This window comes from Pedobacter miscanthi (assembly GCF_032678605.1).
GTDB classification, from domain to species: Bacteria; Bacteroidota; Bacteroidia; order Sphingobacteriales; family Sphingobacteriaceae; genus Pedobacter; species Pedobacter miscanthi_A.
Genome location: NZ_JAVTSU010000005.1, coordinates 264,279 through 289,150, shown reverse-complemented (window position 1 = coordinate 289,150; position 24,872 = coordinate 264,279). Strand labels below are relative to the sequence as shown.

Here is a 24,872-nt window from a genome sequence, read left to right as displayed (position 1 = left end):
TTTTTCCTCTCATAACGGAATGATCAGATCTGTCATTTAGTCCTTGCAGCCTTCACTTTCTGTGATACAGAAACCTCGCTGGCCATAAAGTCATTAGGAGTTTCATGTCTTAAAACTCGAAAAACCTGATCCGTCCAATCGAAGCTAAGTCTGGGATTCTGTCGCCCAAAATTTATTATTGTTGCTATTCCAAATGGCTCTATGCAAATATTATTCAGAAAAAGTCCTATAAAATGACCAATTTCATGGGCCACTATTGGCATGGCTATTGTTTTTATGGCAATTTTGTTATTAGAGCCAAATTCGTGGTCAATCATTTGCATGGTTAAGATCGTACATATTAAGTTTGCATTTTTCCATTGCTTATCATAAGCCTTCCGCATTTAAAATTAATAATTAGAATACAGTAAGCAGACCAGCAACAATTAGTCTGGAATGTAGCAAAATTCTTCGACTTATATTCGTCTTGTCGTTTCAAAGCATGGCCTAGTTATATGATTTTAGCCTACCTGAGTTGCCGGTTTCGGACAAAGCAGATTTTAAACTACGCACCCTAAAATAAACACTGCATCCCCTTGCCTCTTCCCTCTTTAATATGCTGCAGTTTAAAAATTATACCTTTAGCCACGTAAAAAACCAATTAATTTTTTTACAAAATTTGCAAACACCGATCTTATGCGCTAGATTAGACTGATATAACCAAATATCCAATCCGACATTATTTCACCGCAAAAAGCAGCTTTTTGACGATGCTATGGTAAAACATATCGACATGCTGCCAAGAGCTAAATAACAAGGGCTACATTAACGCTATGACTCAAAAACATTACAATTCCTGCACCCGGGCATTCTTCCATAACCATAACTTTCCAGTACAAAATTTAAGGCCGCGTTTTTTTTAACCAGCTAGTAAAACGTTTTATCAAATCCTGATTATTCTATATCTAACCATAGGCTTAACACTCTCGAATGGAAAATCTCCAAAATCCCTTAATTGATGTCCATTTCAGGATATCTGAAAAAGATGCTAAAAGGATAAAAAAACACTTAGACCAGTTCCTGTTAAACAACGATTTCACCCTCAGCCCGCAGTTTGGAGAAGGAAAAGGCATTGTAATCAGTGCAGGTGGGTTTAAATATTTTACCTGCACCTATATCCTTGTTGCAAACCTTAGGGAAACAGGCTGCCAGTTACCTATAGAGGTATGGCATTACGGCAACGAACTCTCAAGCGAGATGATTGCTACGCTTTCTGCAATGGGTGTAACCTGCCGCGACATGATGCCCCTGGTAGATGATAGACCCCATGGTTTTCTGATGAAACCACTATCGATCCTGTACAGTCACTTTGCAGAAGTACTGATGCTTGATGCTGATAACACCTGCCTAAGCAACCCCGAATATCTTTTTTACGAACCGGCATATATTGAACACGGAAGCATTTTTTGGCCCGACTATTGGAAATATTCGAACGAAAACCAGATCTGGGATATATTGCATGTAAAGCCACTGAACACGCCTGAACAGGAGAGCGGACAGCTTTTGATAAACAAAAAAAGGTGCTACCAGGCCCTTTCACTGGCGGCTTATTTGAACATTAACAGCGGGAATTTTTACCATTTTATGTATGGCGACAAAGATACCTTTTCTATTGCCTGGCATTACCTGGACCAGCCTTACCACCTTATAGCACATGCGCCCGGCGCATGCGGTTATACTGCTGATGACGGAAGTTTTCACGGCATTACCATGACCCAGCATGATTGCAGCGGCAATATTATTTTTATGCACAGGAACCTACACAAATGGGACATAACCGACGAAAAAGAAAAGGTTTGGAACGTACACAAGTTATTTAAAACCAGGGGAGTCGAAAAATCGTGCAGTATTAACCAATACCTAAAGGGGAATTTTATCGATATGCATGGCGATGTTGATATTGCTGCTGCCCCGAAAGCAATAGGCCTTTTGGAAGAACAGTGCCTGGCGCAGTTAAAAAAATTAAGACAAATGCCCTTTTACAACAACGAACTGCTTGCCCACTACATTTTGGCCAACCGCTAATTTACTGCACTACAGATGAACAATATCGATAAACTACTAAAACAGCTGTGCACCAACATTTTGGAATACCTAAATGATAGAGACCTCCCAAATGACAGGGGAATAACTGCACCATTGCTTTTTTTGCTGGCCTTTTACGAACAGTCGGACGATGATAAGCTTGCTATAGTATGTCAGCAACTGATGGATGAAATGGTGGAGCGTGCCGCTAAGACCGTTGATTTTACCCCTCAAAATATCAGAAATGTAATCTCATCAGCGTGGCTTTTCCAGTCGCTCCAGGATCGGGAAGTTATCCCGGCTACAGAAACCTTTTTTTTGGATTTCACGGACAATTACCTGTCTGTTGCTTCCGATTACCTTGCTGCCCAGGAAAAATTTACGCATGATAATGGCCTTACCGCTATAGGACATTACTGGCTGAAAAGAAAAAATATAACGGCAATCCAAAAGACTATTCAACTGCTTAAAATGAAAGTACAAACGGTTGAAAATGGTACAGGATGGCCAACATTTTCATCAGAAGATTACCGTTTTATATTGGATATGGGCTATAGCCATGGCAACATGGGAATTATTGAGTTTTTGGCCAGGTGCCGGGACTACAAAATCGAAACAATTACCTGTACCTCCCTTATTTCGGGATACATAGCACTCTTGGCAAACAGTGCAGAAAGGCAGTATAACCATCAGGACCAAACAGGCTACGATACCTATCAGTTAAAATACACCGGTAGTGATAACCTGGTTTACACAAACAGCAGCTTATGGCCTTTAATATCGGAAACGCAAGTGGCCGCTACCCTGCTCCCTATAATCAACTTGGCTTTGAATTTCGACAAAAACGGTCAATCAGAAACTTTAAACTTAGCAGAACAGCTCAAAATGTACTTCATGCTGGAAGGTTCACATCACAGCTTTAGCAGAGAGGCTTTAAGCGCCCGAGACCGCTGCGCAGCTAATATAATAATAGCACTTAAAAAAAATACATCAAATATCTGCGGGTTGACACCGGGTTACGGGAACGGCATCGTGGGCTTGCCGGGCATTGGACTAGTATTAATGGCCGCTCAGAAAAACGATAAACGCCTGCAGTCGCTGTTTGGCTTCGAACTCCCTACCTGGATAACCAATTACCTTTAGATATCTATAAAAACCGATCATGACACCAAAAATAATCCACCAGATTGTTGGGCCGGCACCATCCGCTCTGATTAAAAGATGCTTGGCATCATGGGCAGCCCTTACTGAAGAGGGCTTTGAAATAAGGATATGGAATGATGAAAGCCTGGCCCTGTTTATCGGTGAAAATTATGCTTTTGCCCTCGATGCCTTTATCAATGCCAGAAACCATGCAGAAGCATCAGACATTGCCCGTTACCTCATTATCCACCGATTTGGCGGCTATTATGTAGATTGGGATATCCTGCTTTTTAACAGCTTAGGCTTTTTATCGCTTGCCTCATCCAACCGTACAGGTTATTTGTTGATCGATAAGAAAAACCTTACCCTTGCTTCTGAGCATTTTGCAGCTCCCACGGGCGAAGCTTACCTTCTCCACCTCGTTCACGACATAATACATACCTACGAAAGGGGCGAGCGCGAACTGATGGAAACCCCGCAGTACTCGGGCCCATACCGTATGAAAACCGCCTACCAGCGTTACCGCATCACCCAACAGACCGTCATAGATGTTAAAGATATTTTTGAATATGACTATTCGGAAATCAGACAGGCTTCTGTATATGGCAGAAACAAGCTGATGATCCACTTTTGGGGGCACTCCTGGATAGCCGGTGAACACCAGAACCTATTTATAGATTAACCGCAAAATGCATGACAACAAAACCAACAAGCCCTAAAAAAACAGGAGCAAAAAATCCACAAAACCTGCCAAACCTGGAAAACGAACCTTTTAGCAGGGCTATACTGGCAACCTGTAGCGATGGCCTGTCGTACCTGGTCGATCCGATGGATAACGTGATCGGTAAAGAGCTTCGCTTAAAGGGCGAAAATTCTGCCGAGCAGGTTTCGCTTTTGGCCGAATTTCTCGAACCTGAAGATGATGTGCTGGTGGTAGGGGCACACATCGGAACGCTGGCCATTCCACTTTCCAAAATATGTAAAACCGTTCATGCCATTGAGGCCAATCCAAATACCTATTCCCTGCTGGCAAAAAATATACTGCTCAATGGCTGTACCAACTGCCATGCGCACCAGTTTGCAGCACAGGATCAACCCGGAGAAATCGAATTTCTGGCAAACCGCCAAAATTCGGGTGGCAGCAAGCGTAAACCTTTGGTGGCCATGGATATGTACTATTACGATGATCCCGAAAAAGTAAAGGTGGTTGCCCGCAGGCTCGACGATGAATTTCCCGCACATACATTCGGGATGATTGTGATGGATATTGAGGGTTCGGAATATTTCGCCTTAAAAGGAATGCCCAATCTGCTTGATAGGGCTAAATGCATTATGATCGAGTTTCTGCCACACCACCTTCAGTATGTTGGCGGGGTAAGCATTGCACAATTTTACGAACCATTGGCCTCATTTGATAGTATGCTTGTACCCTCAAGCAAAATCCTGGTTAACAAAGCACAGATATTGGAAACACTTACATATATGTTCGAAAACCAGATTTCGGATGAGGGACTTATTTTCATGAAAGAATAAGCCTTAAAACCGAGTTCATGGCATATATTCGTAGGGCAGCTGGTCGGCAAGCCGCTGCCGGGCAAATGCACCATGAATAAACAGGCTCTGATGGTCAGAGAAATCCCCTTTGGCATCAATTTTCAGCCCTTTTTTAAGCAGGTAAATAACTGATGAGCCCTCGCCAACGATGGTTTCTTCGCGACCGGTTGGCTGTATCATACGGGCTTTTTGGTTTAAACCTTCACTGTAAAAGCGTACCAGTATTTTAACAAAATGCAGGGGTAGAAGCCCCTGCGGGTGGGGGGCATTTTTTTCTTCAAGTTCAAGCTGCTGCCGATCAATTTCTACAACATACTTGCCAAAGCCCCATCCGCTAAATTTGGGGACATCTTCAAAGGCCTGATGAATCTCGAAACCCTCGGCGGCGGCCTCTTTGCGGTACACCGACCTAAAAAAATGCATCAGGGAGCCCCGGTAGGTTTTTAGCCGTGCCTGTTTCCATATTTTAAGCTGTCCTGCAATACCTGAAAGTTCCTCAAAAACGATGTCTCCGTTGTAAAGGGCAATATCCTTTTTGGTATCGTAACTAAAACTGTTGAGCAGGTAGCTTACCTTATAACCAAGAGCCATGTTTTCAATGATCAGAAAATCGTCGCAGTCTGCCGTAAGCAGCCCCCTTTCCCTGTCCATTTTTAAGCTTAATACTTCCGGGTTTAATATTCTGCACTTCCCCACATTACCCGAACTGCCCAAAAAAGCTTTTTTAAACAGTTCAAGGTTTTTTTTCCGTTGAGTACTGTTTGCAAAAATCGCTACCTCGTTTAAAAGGATATCCTGTGGATTAAGCTTAAGGTTTAAAAAAACCGTCCCATCCGTAATCAGTACATCGTATTTCAGTTTTTCGTAACCCAGCATTGATACCGACAATTGATAGGTACCAGCAACAAACCTGCCCAGATTAAATTTTCCATCGCTATCCGAAAGCGTTTTTTTGGTCATGCCTGCTATAAACACGGTAGCAGCCTCAAGGGGCCGGCCATCTTTATTCACTAATCTCCCTTCGATAACGCCGGTTTCCTGCGCAACTGTGTTACCTGCAATGAACATCAATAACATTACAAATAGCCATACCATGCATTGCCCCTTAAAAAAGCGGCATTCAGAAGCTCCCATATGCCTTTAGATAGAAATCAGTAGCGTATTAACATTTGCATCCAAACCCACCTGGGCTTCATAAAAACTGTAGATATTTTTTTCAACCCGGCAGTTAAATGGCGGCTTATCCAGATATACCCCAGAAAATAGCACCACACGGTTATAGGCATCGGTTCCCTTATCTAAATTCGGTATAACTTTATCCCCATATACCTCCGAAATCTGATGTTCGGTTACGATAACATATTTATAGTTTGAAAATTTCTCTGTAATTTTTGCGATAGATTTATTATCCAGGTGCTGCAATACCTGCCTGATGATCAAAAGATCTCCACCCTGTATTTTTCCGTTAACGGCATCTTTTAACCTAAAATCGGTACGGTCAGTGGCAAACAGTTTTTTGTTATGTGCAATAAGTGGTTTTACAACGTCGTAGCCGATATAACTATAATCTTTTGCGTTGGCATCCAGTACATTTAACATCTTGCTGCTCACGTTAAAATCGCCGCAGCCAATTTCTACAATCTGGTTAACATTATTTTGGATGATAAAATTGGCGATACACTCGATATAACCCTCAATGTGAGCATTATAAGAGCCAGAACCCGAGTAAAATTCGCCCTTAGCCCCACCCCAGAGGTTTTTGGTATAAATTTCGGTAAAAATAGATGAATTGTAACCCGGCAAATGCGGAGATTTTTTCTTTTTGGTCCTCATAAATATAAAATTGAAACAGTTTAAACCCGTGAAAGGAGCAACCTGCTTAAGTGTTAATTTGATAAATCTGGTTAAAATTGAACTGAATATAGTGCATTTGGCAGTGAGTAGAAAAAAAAACAACATTAATTTTTAAAAACATTTGCAATGTTCGATCTTATCTGTTAGCTTAGAGTTAGATAACCAAATATTAAATTTAAATTATATTGTTTCCGCAAGATGTGATCTGTCTAATCGCATTTAGTAAAACGTTTTAACAAAAATCGTTTTAACCCGAACAATATAGTAATCATTTACATTAACGCTATGATAGTAATCAACAACCTCTTCCTCCCTCAGTCCTCCTGTTACGACAATAACCTTAAAATTTACTTTTTCAGGCATTAGCCCTTTTTTTAAGATTTAAAGTAAAACGTTTTAATAGTCAATAAAAAGACTATTAGTGGAATCCTATTACCTTTTTTTTTCGAAAAACATACAAAATGCTATTACGAACCTTGAGGCAACTCATTTTTCCGGAGTCAGACTGTGTAGAGGCAGCCTGGCTGGTCATTAACTTACTGGGCCTTAACATAACAAAATCTACCTTAACCGAAAGCCTGCTGTTACATCCCGATTTCCCAAGCATGCTGAGCGTGAACGATGTTTTTGAGCAGTTTGGAATTGCCAGCCTCTCGTTGCGCATTAAACCGCACGACCTTGAAACATTGCCTTTACCCCTATTGGTACAGCAGGTTGATAACGGCCATACCCGTTTTAGCGTAGTTAAAAGCATTGAACACGATAGTGTGGTTTTTTATGATTACCAGCAAAGGCTATGGCACAAAGCAGATACAGCTGATTTTATGGAAAGCTTTACTGGGATCGTACTCGCGGTAGAGCCTGATGAACAAGCTGGTGAGCCTGCCTATGGCGATGCCCGTAAAAAAGAAAAACTTAGCAGACTGTTAAAATATACTGCGGGTTTATTTATCCCCTTAGCGGTATTGGTCTTCGTGGCAGTTAATATTTTTACCATTGGAATTCCTGGCATTTGGGTATCACTGTCTGCAATAAGTTCCTTGTCGGGCCTGTTTATTTGTTTTCTTTTACTGTGGCACGAGGTCGATTCATCGAATATGTTATTAAAGAAAGTATGTGCTGCTACAGGCAATAACGGAAGCTGTAGTGAAGTGCTTTCATCGTCCAGGGCAAAAATATTCGGAATCAGCTGGAGCACAATCGGCTTTAGCTATTTTTTCGGAAACCTCATCATGCTGTTAACAGCTAGCGGTACACCCGGCATACCCACACTGGTTTTTTGGGGGGCTATCGCTGCCTCGCCGTTTATAATATACTCGCTAAGCTTACAGGCCCTTATGCTTAAAAAATGGTGTACGCTCTGCCTCTACACTCTGCTAATACTTACCATTCATGCGATAATAGGCTTTTTAGGCACCGCTAACCTTTCTTCCGTACCCCATATCGGTCCTGCGTTGCTCTTAACGGTAGCCATAAGTTACCTATTGCCCCTGTTTTTAGTCTCCTTTATCATTCCTTTCATCTCCCACGCGCAACAGGGCCGCAACCGTGCCATCGAACTTCAGCGGTTGAAACACGACCCTCAGATATTTGAAGCCTTATTGATGAGGCAGAAACAGGTTAACGCCCAGAAAGAAAATTTTGGGATTTATTTAGGAAATCCAGACGGAAAAATCAAGATTATTAAAGTATGTAACCCCTATTGCGGCCCGTGTGCTGATGCACACAAACCCCTGGCGCAACTACTTGCCAATAACAACCAAATACAGTTGCAGATCATATTTACCACCTCCAGCCATGAATCAGACAAGGGCAGGTTACCCGTATCTCAATTGCTGGCCATATCGGAAACCGGAAACGAACAACAGATCAGCGATGCAATCCACAACTGGTATACCATTGGCGCTGCAGATTACGAAAATTTTGCACAAAAGATGCCGGTACTGGAGCCCCTGGACAGGCAACATCAAAAAATTGAGGCCATGAGCCAATGGTGCCATCACAACCAGATCAGTTTTACCCCAACTTTATTTATCAACGGAAACCAGTTACCCGATATGTACACCGTATCGGATTTAAAATACTTTCTCTCCACATAGCCGAAGAGAGAAATACCGAGCAGGCTAGCATTGCAAAAACTGCAGTGTATCGGGAAAGCCAGATCTTCCGGGCTCATTTATGGAAGCATTTCTAACCTTGATTTATTAAATTAATGAAAAAACTAAAATTAAAAGCACTTCAACTCGGAAACATGGAAGTGTTAACAAGAAAACAACTTAAAAATGTGCTTGGGGGAGGATTCGGCAGCGGCAGTACAACAGGTTCAGCAACCGGTAGCGCTCCCTGCCCTACAGGAACTGCACCTTGCACATGTGGCAACGAATATGTTGGCTGCTACAGTAGTGCAGGATGCCTTACACGCTGTGGTGTAAAAGGTTAAATCATATTGGGCACTGCAAGAATGCAGGCCCAATATCTTTACACAGCTAACTACCTGTCATCACCTTAACATACCTGACATGAACGCCATCCCAACATTTGTTATTAACCTGGATAAACGCACTGACCGAAAACGCTCGGTACTTAGGGAATTTAGGAACAAACCTGAATTTGATGTAAACATCGTATCTGCACAACAGAGCAAATGCGGTGCCTTAGGGCTATGGAAAACCATGCGTTCAATAATTGAATCGGCATTGGGCAATGATCTTGATTATGTAATCATTTGCGAAGACGACCATAAGTTTACCAATAACTATACAAAAGAAATACTGATAAATGCCATATCAAATGCAGTATTGCATGGGGCAGATTTACTTTTCGGAAGTGTGAGCTGGTTTTCGAACAGTATCCCCTTAAGAGACGGACTGTTTTGGCTGGAAGATTTTTCGGGCACGCAGTTTTTTGTTGTTTTTAAAAAATTTTACCATTTAATGCTCACTAATAACGATGAGAGCGAAGCGCCCGCCGATGCACGCATGAGCGAACTTACCATCCATAAAATGGCCGTTTTCCCGTTTTTATCGGTACAGAAAGAATTTGGCTATTCGGATGCTACCGACCTCAATAATGAAATAGGAAGGGTAAAAAATCTATTTAAATGGGCAAGCAGGGGTTTTAAGACCATACAGGATGTGGATTCGTTTTATAGTAAACATCAAGTGGCAGGCCCGGATTATGTTGCCCAGGCCGATTTAAGCACAATATGCATTCCAACCTACGCCATTAACCTGCCCGGGCGCAGCGAGCGCCTTGCACACATTAAAGCGGAATTTGAGGGGAAACCTGAATTCGACCTTACCATTGTAGAAGCAACTGAACATCAGGTAGGCGCACTTGGCCTGTGGATGAGCATCCGTAGGGTGATCCAAATGGCAATTGATAACGATGATGATGTGATCATTATATGCGAAGATGACCACCAGTTTACCGATCATTACAGTCCCGACTATTTATTAAGCAACATCCTGCACGCACATAGGGATGGCGCCTATTACCTGTCGGGCGGCACCGGTCAGTTTGGCTTTGCCCTTCCCCTTACCGAAAACAGGTATTGGGTAAACCATTGCCTGTCTACCCAGTTTGTGGTAATTTTCAAAAAAATGTTCAAGAAAATACTTTCAGAACCTTTCGACGAGGAAATTATCGCTGATATTGCCTATTCGCAGATGACCAGTAATAAAATGGTGCTTTTCCCTTTCGTATCCACACAAAAAAACTTTGGCTATTCTGATGTTACCCCCATGCACCACCAGGACAAAGATTTAATCGACAGGCTTTTTAACAACAGCATCAGCAGGTTGCAAACTATACAAAGGGCTTACCGGAAATTTAGGTTAAAAACCGAAAAAGTCGCTTAAATATAAAGTATACTGATTACCTAAAAAATGTCACCATGAATAGGAAAATAAAAACCTCCCGATTTGCTTTAATCTCGACCTTACTGTTGTTCAGCGTAAGCCTTGTTAAAGCACAGCAAAAAAGCAAATTGAAGGTCATCGATTCGGTACAGGTTAAATGCTATTACCTGTTTTCGAAAAACGATCCCCTTACGCATAAAACTTACCGTACGGATACCATGCAGCTGGAGATCGGGAAAGATTTTTCCAGGTTTTTTGATCCGAAAAGATTAATGAGAGATTCCATCCTATCATCGGTAATTCCTCAGGATGAGGCAGAAATCAAATCAGTAACCGTATTGGATGTAGATAACGAGAAAGAAGGAAACGGCAGCGAAAAGCAAAGCATACCGAAAACCAATCAGGGCGAAAGTTACCAGATCTTCAAAAACAGGACAAAGGGATCGCTACAGATACTGGATTACATTAACCCTATCCTACGAACAACTTATAGTTATACCGATCACATCGGCCAGCTTGATTGGGAGGTTAGCGATAAGCTCGATACCCTATTGGGCTATAATTGTCAATCGGCAAAACTCCGCTTCAGGGGCCGCACCTATACGGCATGGTTCAGTACCGAAATACCGGTAAACGATGGTCCGTGGAAATTTTATGGTTTACCAGGCCTGATCCTTAAGGTTGAGGATAGTGAAAGTATTTTTTCCTTTCAGCTCATCGGCATCAAACAGGTAGCGCCCTCCTATGCGATGCATCTTGATGACAGTGATGCGATCAAGTGTAATCGTGATGACTTTATCAAACTGCTTAAAAACCGAGCATCATCCTACCAGGCCTCTTTTAACGGCGGGGCATTAAAGATTACGGTTGATAAGCGCAGATCAGCCAATACTGATATCGAAATGCAATGAAAGAACTAAAGCTGCTTTTATTAATATGTTTATCCGTTTTCTGTGCCTCAGCCCAGGAACTTTCTGGCGTGGCTATGGGCAAAAACGACCAAAAGCCGGTACAGGGCGTAAACATTTCGTTAAGGGAAAAAGGCAGCAGCCAGGTTATTGCCTACGGTACCACACAGGCCAATGGCAGCTATAAAATAACCTATAAAAGTAATGCCGATAGCATAACCATTACAGTTACCGCACTAAATTTCGAGCGGATACTCGCCACTAAACAAAATATTGCCCAAAAACTGGATTTTCAGCTCAATCCGGGCACAATTGTGCTAAAAGAGATTAAAGTTAAACCACCACGGGCAAGTAAAATAGGCGACACGATCAATATTCTTACCAGTGGCTTTTCGGATAAAAACGACAGGACCATAGGTGATGTGCTTAAAAAGATACCCGGCATAAAAGTGGCCAGTGATGGATCTATAACCTACAATAATTTACCTATCAACCGTTTTTACATCGAAAACCAGGACCTATTACAGGGCCGTTATGGCCTGGCTACCAACAATATCGAAGCCAAGGATGTAAAATCGGTACAGGTGCTCGAAAACCATCAACCCGTTAAGGCCCTGGCCGGGGCTGAGTTTACCGACCAGGCCGCACTCAACCTCAAACTTACAGATTCTGCAAAAAATATACTGATTGCCAATACCGAAATAGGAATTGGTGCTGCCCCCCTATTGTGGCAGAATGAACTCTTTGGCATGTATTTCAGTAAAAAAAGGCAAAGCATATTTACCTACAAAGGCAACAATACAGGAAATGATGCAGCTGCCGACTCTAGAAGCCTATATGGTGGTGATGCAAATATGGCGTACCCCGTTTCGCTGTATGCCCAGTCGCCCATCGATCCGGGAATAGCCGGTAACCGCTATTTAGACAACAGCGACCATGCCCTATCGCTGAGCAACCTCTGGAGCCTGAAAAAAGATGAAAAAATTGTAGCCAATATTAGCTTCAGGAATGACAGACGCATACGCAGCAGCTATTCGCAAACCAGTAATTTTTTACCGGGACAACAGGTGCTAGATATTTCAGAAAATATACACGCTACAGAAAAGCTCAGTCAGCTTAATGCCCAGGTTAATTTTAACCGTAATACGGAAACCCTTTATCTTGACAATTCGCTAAAATTTTATGGCCAGTTAAGCACTGTTGATGGTTCGATTATCAATGGCGATACGCTGGCACAATACCTCGAACAGCATCTTTTTAAGCTGAGCAATAACTTCGAACTGGTAAGAAACATCAAGAATATCAGCTACAAATTCTTTTCTTACAATGGTTACAGCAGGAACAGCCAATCGCTTAGCATCAGTCCGCTGGTATACACAGCTTTATTTCCACAGGCAGGGATAGACGGCATGGTACAGGACCTTTTCCAGAATTATTTTGCCTCTTATTCTAAAATGGCGGTTGCCATAAAAAGCGGAGCATTCAGGCAAAATTATACTTTTGGCTATAACATCGATGTCCAGAAACTAATATCTGGGCTTTATGCCTCGCTTCCAAACGGCCGCTTTATTAATGGTGCCGACTCGTTATCGAACAACACTTTATGGAAAAGCCAATATTTTTTCCTGCAGCCCGATTACAGTTACCTGTCAAAAAAACTAAAAATCAATGTACAGCTTCCGCTGAGTTATTTTTACAGGCAGATCAACAATAAGTATGTCGACCGAAAAACAAATGGTTATTTCTTCTTTCTGCCATCAGTAAGCCTTCAGTATAAGATCAGCAACTTTTGGGGGCTGAGCGCCAACGGAGGATATTATAGTTACATAGCTGGCATGGAAAACGGTTATACCGGCTACATCATGCAAAGTTACAGGAGTTTGATCAGGAACGCTGTACAACTGCCGCAATTCAATTCCCAAACGGTTTCGGCCAGCATAAGCTACAAAAACCCGATCACCTCCTTATACATAACTGCTGGATCAAACTTATCAAAGAATACCGTCGATCTAACTTATGGGAGCAACTATATGGGCATATTGGCCATTCAAAAAAGTTATGCCATACCTAACGAAAGTACCTCATACGGCTTTCAAGGCAATATTGACAAGGGATTTACCGATACCTTTATCCAGCGGATCACATTGGGAATCAACCAGAGTACAAACGAGGGTGAGCAGGTTTTGCAGGATACCAAGGTAAATATCAGGAGTACCGGCCTAGGTGCAAGTGCGGGCATAGACCTTAAACCAACAGACTGGTCCATAATCAATTACACAATTTCATACAGCGAGAACAGGAGCTATTTTTCTGGCGACATCCCCGATGCCGCTCCCGTTAAGGGCCTGTTGCAGGGCATTAAGGTAAACTTTTTCCCGCTTAAAGGTATTACCATTAACGTAGCCTGCAGTTATGCCCAAAACAGCGCCTTTAATGGCACCCAAAAGGCTACAAGCTTTACCGACCTGGCCATAAAGTACAAGCAGAAGAAAATAGAACTGAAACTTGAGTACAACAACATATTTAACCTGAAGCAATACCTCATTTCCAACAATACAGCATTTGGAAACTATTATGCACTTTTCGATCTGAGGCCTGCACAGGTAATGGTAAAGGCCAGATTCAAATTATTTTAATTTACAGTTACAACATTCTCCGATATGACATTGCCCTTCTACAAACAGCTTAATGCAATGGACTGTGGTCCGACATGCTTAAGAATGATCAGTAAATATTATGGGGTACACTATAATATCGATAGCATTAGGGAGAAGGCAGGTTATAACAAAGAAGGCGTTTCGCTACTGGGCATTAGCGAAACTGCCGAAAAAATGGGTTTCCGAACCAGGGGCGTACAGATTAGCTACGATAAATTAGAAACAGTGCCCCTGCCTGCTATCCTGCATTGGCAACAAAACCATTTTGTGGTGTTAACCGCCATAAATAAAAAAAAGGTTTGGATAACCGATCCCGAAAGCGGTGCATTAACCTTTAACCGGAAAGAATTTGGCGATTGCTGGTTTTCTAACGAGCTTGAGGACCTTGGCAAAGTGGGTACGGCACTATTATTAGAGCCGAGCGCCGTATTTTTCGAAAACGAGGGCGATCAGCAAAGACGCCTTAACTGGGGCATCATAACCCAGTACCTGAAACCCAATAAATGGAGGCTATCGCAGATTATGCTTTCGCTGCTGGTCAGCTCGGTACTTCAATTTATTTTCCCTTTCCTTACCCAATCGATGGTTGATAAGGGTGTTACCGCCCGTAACCTTTCATTCATCAACCTGATACTCATTGCACAGCTTATGCTCACATTGAGTAACACCCTTATCGATTTTATCAGGAGCCGCCTGCAGATGAAAGTATCCAGCATCATCAATATGTCGGTACTCTCCGATTTTTGGAGCAAGCTTATCCGTGTACCGGTTTCGTATTTTGATACCCGGCATACCGGTGATACACTCCAGCGCATCGGCGACAACCATAGGCTGCAATCGTTTATTACCGGACAGGCATTTGGCACTGTGTTTTCTGTGATCAATTTTCTGGTATATGCAATAATTTTGATTTTCTACAGCGTTAAAATATTCATTGTTTTCTGCATAGGCAACCTGATCTATTTTGGCTGGATACAATTGTTTTTGGGTGTAAGGCGAAAAATGAACTACGAAAGCTTCGGCATTTCAGCAAAGGAGAACAATGTAACCCTACAACTGGTCCAGGGCATGCAGGAAATCAGGCTCAATAATGCCGAACACCTCAGAAAATGGGAATGGGAGGATGTACAGGCCAAACTTTTCAAACTTAACCTCAAAGGCCTCAATTACGAGCAATGGCAATCGGCAGGTGCACTGATGATCAATAAAACAAAGGATATCCTTATCAGTTTTATTGTGGCAAAACTCGTGGTAGACGGGCAGTTAACCTTTGGTACCATGCTTGCTGTGCAGTATATCATAGGCCAGCTGCACCAACCCGTTTACGATTTTATCAACCTATCACAAACTTTTCAGGATGCGAAAATAAGTTTGGAACGTCTGAATGAAATTTACGAGATCGAGGACGAAGAGCCACAAGACCAGACTTTTTTCAATAAACTTCCGGCCGATAAGGGCATTACGATCGATAAACTGAATTTCACTTATCCGGGTGTAGGATACGAGCCAGTGCTACGCGATATCACATTGGCCATACCTTATGGCAAGGTAACGGCAATTGTTGGTACCAGTGGCAGTGGCAAAACTACTTTACTGAAAATATTGCTAAAAATATATAAGGGCTATGAGGGCAACATCAGGATCGGCGAGCAGAATTACAGACAATTTAGCCCGTCTTTCTGGCGCAGAAAATCGGGTGCAGTGCTGCAGGACGGCTTTATTTTTAACGATACGGTGGCGCGCAATATTGCCGTTGGCGATGAAACAATTAATTACGAAAAACTGACCGATAGCTGCAGGCTTGCCAACATCTTACCCTTCATAGAAACATTGCCCAATGGCTATAATACCAAACTTGGTGCAGAAGGTGTCGGCATAAGTCAAGGCCAGCGCCAGCGTTTGCTCATTGCCCGTGCCATATACAAACAGCCAGATTACCTGTTTTTTGATGAGGCTACCAATGCCCTGGATGCCAACAACGAAAGAGAGATTGTGGCCAACCTCGAGAAGTTTTACCAGGGCCGTACTGTTGTTGTTATTGCGCACCGGCTTAGTACCGTAAAAAATGCAGATAAGATTGTGGTACTGGCCAACGGCAGGGTAGCTGAAGAAGGCACCCATGATGAATTGATCCAAAAACGCGGAGAATACCATCACCTTGTTAAAAACCAGCTCGAACTCGGTAATTGATTTTAAGCCATGAATGAAGATTTTAATATAGACAACGAAAAAGAAATCCTGACCGAAAAAAGGTTATCGGCACGGATAACCCAACGTTCTGCAGCAGCACAGGAAGTAATCAGCCATAAACCCGATGCACTGGAGAGACTGATTGTTCCGGTACTCATATTAACCGTTTTGCTGTGTTTTGCAATGGCCTGGTTTATCAGGTTTCCGGAAACAGTAGAAACGAGGGTTAAACTGATACTGCCAAATTCACCAAAACCGTTGAGCGTTAACACTGTTGGCCAGGTCAGCACTATTTTTTTTGAAAGTGGTAATAAGGTACACAAAGGAGACCTGGTTGCTGTAATGGAGAGTGCCGCCAACTACCACTCTGTAATGGCCCTAAATGATCGCCTAAGCCGCATGATTACGAAACCCAATGGCAGTGAAGCTAAATCGCTTTTAGGCCAACACGGAGACCTGGGCGAACTGCAGCCTGCTTATCAGCAATTGCTTGCCAAACTCGATGGCCGGCTAAGTTTAGCGGTACAGGATGAAAATGTTTTGTATAAGAGCCTTACGCTCCAAAACCGCTACAATAAGCTATTGCGCGGTAAGGAACAGGTAGCAAAAGAAGAGACGCTGCTGGCTAGAGAAAGATACGAACAGGCGCAGAGCGCTTATCTGAAGGGCACCCTTGCCCAATCGGAAATGATTAAGGAAAAAACTGCCTATCAAAAATCACAACTTAGCCTGCCAGAGGCAGAAATAAACCGCATAAGGGGCCAACAGGAATTAATCGATATCGGAAAACAGCTTAAAATGCTGCACCAGAAAAGCGGGGAGCCACGCCAGAAGATGATGGCTGCACTTACCGATTTTAAAAGGGAGATTGATTTATGGATGCTCAATCACCTGGTAAAAGCGCCAGAATCCGGCATACTGGTATTTCCACGGCCACTTTTCAAATTCCAATTGCTCGATCCCTCTCATCCCGTGGCTTTTGTAATCCCCGAAAACCAGGTGGTTTATGGCGAAACCTATCTCAACCAGAACAATTTCGGAAGGATACAAAAAGGGATGAATGTACAGATCAGGATTAACGCATATCCTTTCCAGGAATTTGGCTATATCGAAGGAAATTTGGACTTCATTTCTCCGATTGCTTCCGATAGCGGCTTCTTTGCATCCATTAAATTAAAGAACGGGCTTAATACAAGTAACAATGTTAAAATTGCTTTCCAGAACGGACTGAACGGAGATGCGTTAATCTACATCAAAGAACAGCGGCTGTTTAACAAAATCTGGCAAAAACTAATGCCGGCTGAGCACAAATAAGAATACCATAAACAGCCAACGATTTTACGAAAGACAATTTTTCACCAGACAAGCTATAAATAAGGCTTAAATGTATTTCTCTCGATTTCCTTTACCCGTACTATAATTTTCTCTGACATTCCCGTTTCGGGTTGCAGCCGGCTCAATGCCTTGATGATCAGCAGAAAGTTGATCGTACGATGCTTACCATCTACTAGAAAATCGCCTTCCTTGTTCCGAAAGATAACTTTCGTAGCAATACGATAAGATGGCTGATTTTTAAAGCGGTCGATAACTGGATTACATTTTTAACTGCCCATTTATAGGGGCGCTGAAAATGTAGAATCAATAGCTTTTTGTTTTGTAGAAACTCCGCTATTGGGAAAATATCTACAATTTGGATTCCCATAGAATTTTAGGTGTTTTGCTTATATTAAGCTGATTCTATTTTTACCAAGTTCTCTATATTCAACTTTTCTTTGTTTAGCTGGATAAACCGTTGCCGAGTGACCCCATGTCGCCAAAAATAATTTTATCATAACATCCTAGCTTTAAATAAACTTCTAAAAAATTAAAAATTGGTGCAATGGGGTCAAATAAATTGGTTTGTCCACCGCTGGGACAATTTCCGTTCAGACGCCCCGAGACCGAAATTCCACCTTTGAGCCTGAGATTATCCGTAAAAGGGAAACTATCCTGGCAGAGAGCCTTGAGGGTAAGATCATTGGCATGTATGGGCTAGGAATGAGTCTACGTGATATTTCCAAGCATATAAAGGATATCTATGATACAGATATCAGCCATTCAACACTATCTTCCATCACCGATAAGATTATACCCGAGGTAAAGGAATGGCAATCCAGGCCACTGGAAGAACTTTATACGGTAGTCTGGCTTGATGCCATGCACTACAAGGTAAAAGAGGACCATCGTATGGTTTCCCATGCGGTGTACAATATTCTTGGGATAAATCGCCATGGGCACAAAGAACTTTTATGGATGTATGTATCACAAAGTGAGGGTGCTAATTTTTGGCTGAGCGTACTTACCGATTTGCAGAACCGTGGGGTAAAAGATATTCTAATTGCTTGCATAGATAACCTGAATGGATTTCCACAGGCGATCAACGCCGTTTACCCACAAACGGAGATACAGACCTGCATCGTCCACCAGATCCGCAACAGCTTAAAATATGTAGCTTCAAAGGATCAAAAAGCATTTATGAAAGATCTGAAGCCTGTTTACCAAGCGGAGACGCTTGAGCTGGCAGAGTTGAGGCTAGAGGAACTTGAAGAGAAATGGGGCAAAAAATACGAAAAGGTGCTGGAATCCTGGCGAAGAAACTGGTCGAAACTTACCACATATTTTCGATACGATGCTGCAGTCAGAAAACTGATCTACACCACAAATACCATTGAGGGGTTCCATCGACAGGTGAGGAAAGTCACCAAAACGAAAGGTGCCTTCACCTCAGATATGGCATTGCTAAAACTGATCTATCTGGCGCAAAAGAACATCAGCGAAAAATGGACTATGCCTCTGAGCAATTGGGCTACAACTGCACAGAAACTTGCCATTTGGTTTCCTGATAGAATGATATTAGATTTGAACTAGATTTTTTTGAGAAGCATTACTTTAGATTTGACACAGTTTATTTTACATACCCCGCGCTTACCTTATTTTGGACTTTCCCTTTTCTTCATAAGAAAATAATAATGCCTTTTCCAAATGTTATCAAGTGCTAAACGCTTGTTTGCTTTTAGAAATCACTATTTACTTCCAGCTAATTAGGGACAAAAAGCCCCCTCAAAATAATTGATAAAGGGACATTAAATTCAGGCAGTCGCTTAACTCAACTTAATTAGATATCACCCATAGGATTGAACCCAAACTGCCTTGTAAAGTCGCTAATCCGAACAGATAGAATTTTGAATTTCGAACTTGAGTGAAGAAAAAATTTCACACTTTTCCAATGTTGTCAATTAGTTAAAGTAAGTCTGTTTAATTTTATTGTTTAAAATTTTAACAATGATTAAAAACGATGACCATACCATTCGTTAAAAGATCTACATCCTAATCCTACCCTTCCCAGTCCCACCATTTGTCATCTTCAGTTTTAACCTTGATTTCCCCTATAATTTCTGCAATCCTTTCTTTCTGTAATTTAAGGATACGTTCATTATAGTGGTTATTTGAGCACATGATTAGAAAAAAAATCAAATGATTTAGAAATTCTATCAAGGTCTATAACCTGCAAAATATCCACATATTGGAATTACCGATCCTTGGCAGCACAACCAATATCTGAAACTGCATTCATTTTGCAAGTCTGTTCTTTCTTGCGTATTCTTCTTTAAGAACAGTTACAAAATCCTGTTCATTACGCGGCAAAAAGAAGCCTTTTATGCAATTAAGGTTCCTTACGCAGATCTGTATATGATTTTTCATTTGTATAGCAGAGCCAGGAAAAGCTTCTCCACCTTCAGTAAATACTCCACGGGTAGAATCGAATAACTTTACATTGGTATACCCATTACTCGAGTGTAATTCCTGCTGGTAATCTGAGAAAATCTGCCCGTGCATAAATTCAATCAGCGCACAATCTAACTCCCGCATAAGTTTATCCTTGTGCTCATCCTGTTTTGCGTCCCTGTTTTTTGGAATGGGTTTCTTCAGTGCCTCAAAGTTAGCCGTCATCAATTTATAATAGACCGCTAGAAGATTCAAATACTTGCTATCTAAAAAATCCAAGCAATTGCCAAGTTGCAGCACAGCACCAACAACGGAGGCTTCTTTAATCTCACCTCTTCGCTCTTTGTCTTTCGCCCAAAGCGTCGCCCGTTCTAGGTTGTTTTCCCAAAAATACATTCCATGTCCTAACCAGTCGTAAGGTTTTTCGCTTTTTTCGATTACTGATTGATTAGAAATAAGCTTATCAGCAATTGATTTATCACATCCATGAAATCCAATAACTAAATTGGGTCGGATGTCATACATAGGAAGTTGTTATAGAGCCATTTCTTCCAGTTCCTTATACGGCTCTGTATAAGTACCCTCATTATTCAATATACCCGCATTAACAAAAGAGTCCAATGCTTCTTGTTTAGAAACACCTTTATCAAGTTTAGCATTAGCTAACTCGATAAGTAATTCGATATCTTTATCACTCATTGGTTTTCCTCCTTTTGTAATAACACAAATATAAACATTAAGTTCTTTACTTGCAACGCTTTCTTCTTACAATTAGCTTCTTCTACTATATTATCACTTTCTCGTTTACGCTTTATTTCGTACATCTCCTTATTCATCTTTTCTATCAATTACCCAAGCATATTAGATGTACTTTGCTTATCATTTTGACGAGAGCACAATATGATATAAGACCAGCGGTGATTAGTTCTCTAACAAAGTATTTAATCAGCATATTATAAAAGGGGTTACCGGTGATGAGCGGCAAAAAATTCCACATACACCTGCAGCCCCAGATAGAACAGCAGTAATACCCCGGATAGGATACCCATAACAATGCCCATCAGCTTCCAGAAGCCCCAACTGATGGCTTCTGGAACTTTGTTTTGAAAATGGCTCTTAGGCCAAAACAATCCTACATGCATAATTACAGACATTATCGCAATAAACACCCACATTCGGTAAAGCTGATCTTTTAAATGCAGCCATCTTGCGCCAAGCTTTTCTTTGCGGCCGATGTCTATTGTATAGATATATTCATTTCCCAGATAAGATCTTCCCGAACGCGCTTTTATTTTTTTTTATCATTGAGAAAAAAAAGATAGATGGCCTACCCTGTAAAACAATCGTACGGGAAGCAGTTTTAAGGCTCACCGATGTATGGCCGAACCTGCTCTTGTAAAATACTTTACGGATTTCTGTCAACTCCACAGTAGCGACGCTTTCCTGGTTAATACCAGAGCTGATCAGAAGATCACCATTGACAATGATATATATGCAGGTTAAAAGACCAATCAACTATACATTATAAAATAACCGGCCCTTTTCATCCCAGTTGTTATTATTTGATGATTTGATCCTTAAAATGGTATATAAGCTGATGGGGAGAATGGCTAGAAAGGACAGCCACCATATCCATGAGGGCGTATGGTCAATATAAAGTTCCAGGTTGAACCTTAAAAGAAGATACACAGCTGCCCAAGTGCAGCATAGATGATCAAAAATGGTTTTTCGACCCTGCGCACAAGTTTACTAAAAAGCATAAACATCTTTTTCGCCTAAAGAATAGTTTTGTAATCATTATTTTAAAATAAAAACATAAACTTCCGTAAACTAAACCCGCTGGGAGTTTCACGTAAATATTTTAACGACATGATAAATCCAGGACCGATTGTTTTCTTGCTTCCGACAAATTAAGTTTAATAAATCCTACCCCGATATCCATGCCGCTTCAAATCTATTCCTTAAGCGATTCAATATAAGCAACAATATCTCTTGTGAGCTTAGAAAGCGGTCTTTTCTCCAGCTCTTCAGATAAGAGGTAATTTGAATAGAGCATTCTCTTTGCCTCATTAAAATCATTGAACAGGGTACCTTTATACTGATTATAGATCAATCTGATATTGGCATCACTATATATCCTCGATTTTTTGATGACCTCATCAACATAATCCTTGTGTTTTTGATAAATTTCAATCACCTTAAACATCTTGTAGGTTTCAAAGGTTTTGTTAACCTGATCATCATTTGCTGTGGATATGATTGATTTTTCGACCGTGATCGAATAAGATGATGCTTTTCCATTTAGAAAACCGATATCTTTTGTATCCAGAGAAAAAAGTACATCATCTGCAGTATCATCAACATAGGGATGAATGTATTTTATTAGGCTGAGAAATGCATCCCCTTTCAGACCGGAATTGCAGGTACTGCACGAAGGAATAAGATTATAAAAGGAAAGGGAAAAGTAAGGTGCTTTTGCTTTGTTGATAAAATGATCATATTGAGGTCTGATGATCTTGTTTAAATCTGTTCCAACGGTAAAAGTAAACTGCCGGTTGCAATAAGGACAGACATTAACCTGAAGCTGATCTGCCAGCTGATATGCATTCCATCTGTCATAGTCACCATAAAAAAAGGATTTGCCCAGCTTCTTCAGGAAGTCTTTATCGTGTTTGAGATAGGAAAATTTTTGGTCGTATTCGAGATATTTAGCTTCTAATGCTTTTGGACTGCATGTAATGATACTGGACTCATGATCGTCATTTTCCATTTCGATATCCTCAAGAAGAACATCGATAAATTCTACCTCGTAATCGCCGTCGTGATATGAGCCCCTTAAACTTCTCAGATGCCTTGACAACTTCCACTGATTCTTACCCAGGTTTCCATTCATCACCGTTTCATAGTGAGTCTGGGCTATCGAATGGGTATTATTTCTTTTAATTGTGATCATCTCCAAAAAGTTTATTTTCAATTCTTTTCAGTCGCTGATCAAATGAATTGTCGATCTGTTCCTTGATATGATACATTTCTACCAACTTGTTTTTCAGGATGGGCTCTCCGATCATCTGTATGATTTTTTTGATTTCGGTTTTCCTTTCCTCTGATAAAACTTTAGTTTCACGTAGCTCTTCAAATATTTCGTTAATTATGCGGACCGCAAAATCACCGGTAAAGCCATCCTGGAGAAAAAATGAATCCGCATAAAGATCAAAAATATTCGCTGCAAAGGTCCGTTTTCCTTGCTCGAGGCTATCCTGAACAACCGATTTATCGCCGTCTTTCCTCAACAAAACTATATTGGTGTGAGGTAAATCCGATATAGTCAAGGGATTATTAGAGGTCATTACCAACTGCACTGTCCTTGGCGCTTGTTTATCGACCCGACTATAAATTACCGGTATAAATTTGCGTAAATTTTCCATTAGTTGCTTTTGCCAGGCCGGGTGCAGATACAGGTCAGGCTCATCCATTAGTATCAGAACATGTTCTTTTAAACGATCACTGTTTTTCAACATTTGGTCTGAAAGCGAATAAAACCTGGCATAAATCGAAAATAGCGCGCGCTCACCGCTACTCAGGTTCCTCCAAGTGAAATTCAAATAGGGTCTATCCAGGTAGCTTTCTCTATAAAGCTGATAGAAAGAATAGAAAGACTCTACCTCTTTAAGCATATTAAATACGATAACTTTTCCATCACCATCCCCGACGTGATTATTGGTAAATTCCATTTTTTTGACAAAGGTCATATAGGCAAGCATTTTTCCCGCTTTGGTATTCAAAAAGTGCTGTTCGAATCCCTCGTTAGCTACTTCTTTCATCAGGTTCATATCTTCCAGTGCAAAATTTGTCGTGAGATGCTCAATAAGCTCAGTAAAACTCCATTTATTCTCGTTCATTCTATCAATAGCAGTGTTAACAAAGGGTCCGTAACCATCATATTGATGAATGGATTCTGAGAGAAAATTAAACATGGCCGCTCCGAGGAACTGAAGTTTTATTTTCTTTTTAATGTCTTTCAAAGTGGAAAGTTCCTCGGAAAACACTTTGTAAATACTGTAATAAAAATCATAAGAATTAGGACCCGTTAGCAGGTTGCCATCCTTATCAAACACATAACGCTCGACGTAATCATAGCGTATTCCCACAATGAGCTGTTCAGGGGTGGTAAAAGGTAATATATCGGCTTTGAGTGAGGATAGCAGATCAATTTGTCCTCTGATCTCCCGAAACCTAAATTCTTCCTTATCACTGGCTTCGCTATTCAGTAATTTATTCAGATCCGGCACTTCCCTTTTTCTTTCTGAAAGAAAATTCGTACTGATATTCCGCAGATGTGTCCCACTGCTTTCCACTGCCAGATCAAAAATATTCGAAAAGAATACGATGTCAAGTTTATCCAGACCGGGAATAACAGGGAATTCTTGAATAATTAATCCGCCAAGAGGCAGATGAGGTTGGCTTTCTTTAATGTTAAGTTGCTCGAATCTACAGCCAGATGTAGCTTGTTCAGCCGGAACCTTAGAAAGCAGTCCTTTGGTATGATAAACGATGACCTCTTCATTTTTTTTAATGGCAACGATTATCTTGGATTTCAGTCCGACTCCCGTATTTTCCAAAACCTGAATAATATTATTTAGCGTACTGCTTTTTCCAGCCCCATTTTCCCCCACTATGGCGCTAATGTTTAAAAGCTGAGCCATTGACTCTTCCGAATTTCCTTTGGTTTGAAAAAAATCTTTTACGTAATAAGGATTCAGTGTAATAGAGATCTGTTTTGCTTGCGTTGAGTATTGAAAAAGATGACTGCCACCAAAATTGAGGTTTGCGGGCATAATATTTTCCGTTTCTGAAAAGTAAATGTACAGTAGTTCCAT

General features: G+C 41.2%; 22 protein-coding genes. 12 read left to right on the top strand and 10 right to left on the bottom strand.

The genetic code is table 11. From position 1 onward, the window contains the following. Window positions 1-32: 32 nt before the first annotated feature. Window positions 33-317, bottom strand: coding sequence for a hypothetical protein (locus tag R2R28_RS10045; protein ID WP_316825547.1), 285 nt, complete (start codon window positions 315-317; stop codon window positions 33-35). Window positions 318-969: 652 nt separating this feature from the next. On the opposite strand from R2R28_RS10045, the gene R2R28_RS10040 reads away from it, so the two are divergent. From R2R28_RS10040 to R2R28_RS10025, 4 genes are read left to right on the top strand one after another with little or no spacing between them, the layout of a single operon-like run. Next, window positions 970-2,064, top strand: coding sequence for a hypothetical protein (locus tag R2R28_RS10040; RefSeq protein WP_316825546.1), 1,095 nt, complete (start codon window positions 970-972; stop codon window positions 2,062-2,064). Window positions 2,065-2,079: 15 nt separating this feature from the next. Then, entirely contained in the window at window positions 2,080-3,207 is a 1,128-nt protein-coding gene (locus R2R28_RS10035) for a hypothetical protein (protein ID WP_316825545.1), read from the top strand. Between the two features lie 19 nt (window positions 3,208-3,226). Next, a complete protein-coding gene (locus R2R28_RS10030; protein ID WP_316825544.1) occupies window positions 3,227-3,889 on the top strand; it encodes a glycosyltransferase family 32 protein in 663 nt (220 codons plus the stop codon). 11 nt (window positions 3,890-3,900) lie between these two features. Then, window positions 3,901-4,740, top strand: a complete 840-nt coding sequence (locus R2R28_RS10025) for an FkbM family methyltransferase (RefSeq protein WP_316825543.1) — start codon at window positions 3,901-3,903, stop codon at window positions 4,738-4,740. A 15-nt stretch (window positions 4,741-4,755) separates the two neighbouring features. On the opposite strand, the gene R2R28_RS10020 is transcribed toward R2R28_RS10025, so the two are convergent. The 3 genes from R2R28_RS10020 to R2R28_RS10010 form a co-directional block, all read right to left on the bottom strand. Beyond that, a complete protein-coding gene (locus tag R2R28_RS10020; RefSeq protein WP_316825542.1) occupies window positions 4,756-5,856 on the bottom strand; it encodes a carboxypeptidase-like regulatory domain-containing protein in 1,101 nt (366 codons plus the stop codon). Window positions 5,857-5,901: 45 nt separating this feature from the next. After that, window positions 5,902-6,594 carry a class I SAM-dependent methyltransferase gene (locus R2R28_RS10015; RefSeq protein WP_316825541.1) on the bottom strand — a complete coding sequence of 231 codons (693 nt, stop codon included), beginning with the start codon at window positions 6,592-6,594 and terminating at the stop codon, window positions 5,902-5,904. 240 nt (window positions 6,595-6,834) lie between these two features. After that, window positions 6,835-6,978: a hypothetical protein gene (locus R2R28_RS10010; protein ID WP_316825540.1), complete on the bottom strand. Its 144-nt coding sequence runs from the start codon at window positions 6,976-6,978 to the stop codon at window positions 6,835-6,837. A 98-nt stretch (window positions 6,979-7,076) separates the two neighbouring features. Between R2R28_RS10010 and R2R28_RS10005 the strand changes: the two genes are divergently transcribed. The 8 genes from R2R28_RS10005 to R2R28_RS09970 all read left to right on the top strand — a co-directional run bounded on the left by R2R28_RS10005 (window position 7,077) and on the right by R2R28_RS09970 (window position 19,137). Then, window positions 7,077-8,714 (top strand): vitamin K epoxide reductase family protein, encoded by a 1,638-nt coding sequence (locus R2R28_RS10005; protein ID WP_316825539.1) that lies wholly within the window; start codon window positions 7,077-7,079, stop codon window positions 8,712-8,714. Window positions 8,715-8,897: 183 nt separating this feature from the next. Beyond that, window positions 8,898-9,047, top strand: a complete 150-nt coding sequence (locus R2R28_RS10000) for a hypothetical protein (protein ID WP_316825538.1) — start codon at window positions 8,898-8,900, stop codon at window positions 9,045-9,047. Between the two features lie 87 nt (window positions 9,048-9,134). Further along, a complete protein-coding gene (locus R2R28_RS09995) occupies window positions 9,135-10,475 on the top strand; it encodes a hypothetical protein (RefSeq protein WP_316825537.1) in 1,341 nt (446 codons plus the stop codon). A gap of 35 nt (window positions 10,476-10,510) precedes the next feature. Then, on the top strand, window positions 10,511-11,386 hold the full coding sequence (locus tag R2R28_RS09990; protein ID WP_316825536.1) for a GLPGLI family protein: 876 nt from the start codon (window positions 10,511-10,513) through the stop codon (window positions 11,384-11,386). Next, window positions 11,383-14,019, top strand: coding sequence for a hypothetical protein (locus R2R28_RS09985; RefSeq protein ID WP_316825535.1), 2,637 nt, complete (start codon window positions 11,383-11,385; stop codon window positions 14,017-14,019). Before R2R28_RS09990 ends, R2R28_RS09985 begins: the two co-directional genes overlap by 4 nt. A gap of 24 nt (window positions 14,020-14,043) precedes the next feature. After that, a complete protein-coding gene (locus tag R2R28_RS09980) occupies window positions 14,044-16,230 on the top strand; it encodes a peptidase domain-containing ABC transporter (protein ID WP_316825534.1) in 2,187 nt (728 codons plus the stop codon). 9 nt (window positions 16,231-16,239) lie between these two features. Further along, window positions 16,240-17,544 carry a hypothetical protein gene (locus R2R28_RS09975; protein ID WP_316825533.1) on the top strand — a complete coding sequence of 435 codons (1,305 nt, stop codon included), beginning with the start codon at window positions 16,240-16,242 and terminating at the stop codon, window positions 17,542-17,544. Window positions 17,545-18,129: 585 nt separating this feature from the next. Next, window positions 18,130-19,137: an IS256 family transposase gene (locus tag R2R28_RS09970; RefSeq protein WP_316825532.1), complete on the top strand. Its 1,008-nt coding sequence runs from the start codon at window positions 18,130-18,132 to the stop codon at window positions 19,135-19,137. Window positions 19,138-19,602: 465 nt separating this feature from the next. Here R2R28_RS09970 and R2R28_RS09965 read toward each other — a convergent pair whose 3' ends face one another. From R2R28_RS09965 to R2R28_RS09940, 6 genes are all read right to left on the bottom strand, one after another. Further along, window positions 19,603-19,725 (bottom strand): hypothetical protein, encoded by a 123-nt coding sequence (locus R2R28_RS09965; RefSeq protein WP_316825531.1) that lies wholly within the window; start codon window positions 19,723-19,725, stop codon window positions 19,603-19,605. A gap of 114 nt (window positions 19,726-19,839) precedes the next feature. Then, window positions 19,840-20,520, bottom strand: coding sequence for a hypothetical protein (locus R2R28_RS09960; RefSeq protein WP_316825530.1), 681 nt, complete (start codon window positions 20,518-20,520; stop codon window positions 19,840-19,842). 9 nt (window positions 20,521-20,529) lie between these two features. Next, window positions 20,530-20,694 (bottom strand): hypothetical protein, encoded by a 165-nt coding sequence (locus R2R28_RS09955; protein ID WP_316825529.1) that lies wholly within the window; start codon window positions 20,692-20,694, stop codon window positions 20,530-20,532. Window positions 20,695-20,960: 266 nt separating this feature from the next. Continuing rightward, a complete protein-coding gene (locus R2R28_RS09950) occupies window positions 20,961-21,170 on the bottom strand; it encodes a hypothetical protein (RefSeq protein ID WP_316825528.1) in 210 nt (69 codons plus the stop codon). A 779-nt stretch (window positions 21,171-21,949) separates the two neighbouring features. Then, window positions 21,950-22,948 (bottom strand): hypothetical protein, encoded by a 999-nt coding sequence (locus R2R28_RS09945; protein ID WP_316825527.1) that lies wholly within the window; start codon window positions 22,946-22,948, stop codon window positions 21,950-21,952. Beyond that, window positions 22,935-24,872: an AAA family ATPase gene (locus R2R28_RS09940; protein ID WP_316825526.1), complete on the bottom strand. Its 1,938-nt coding sequence runs from the start codon at window positions 24,870-24,872 to the stop codon at window positions 22,935-22,937. Before R2R28_RS09940 ends, R2R28_RS09945 begins: the two co-directional genes overlap by 14 nt.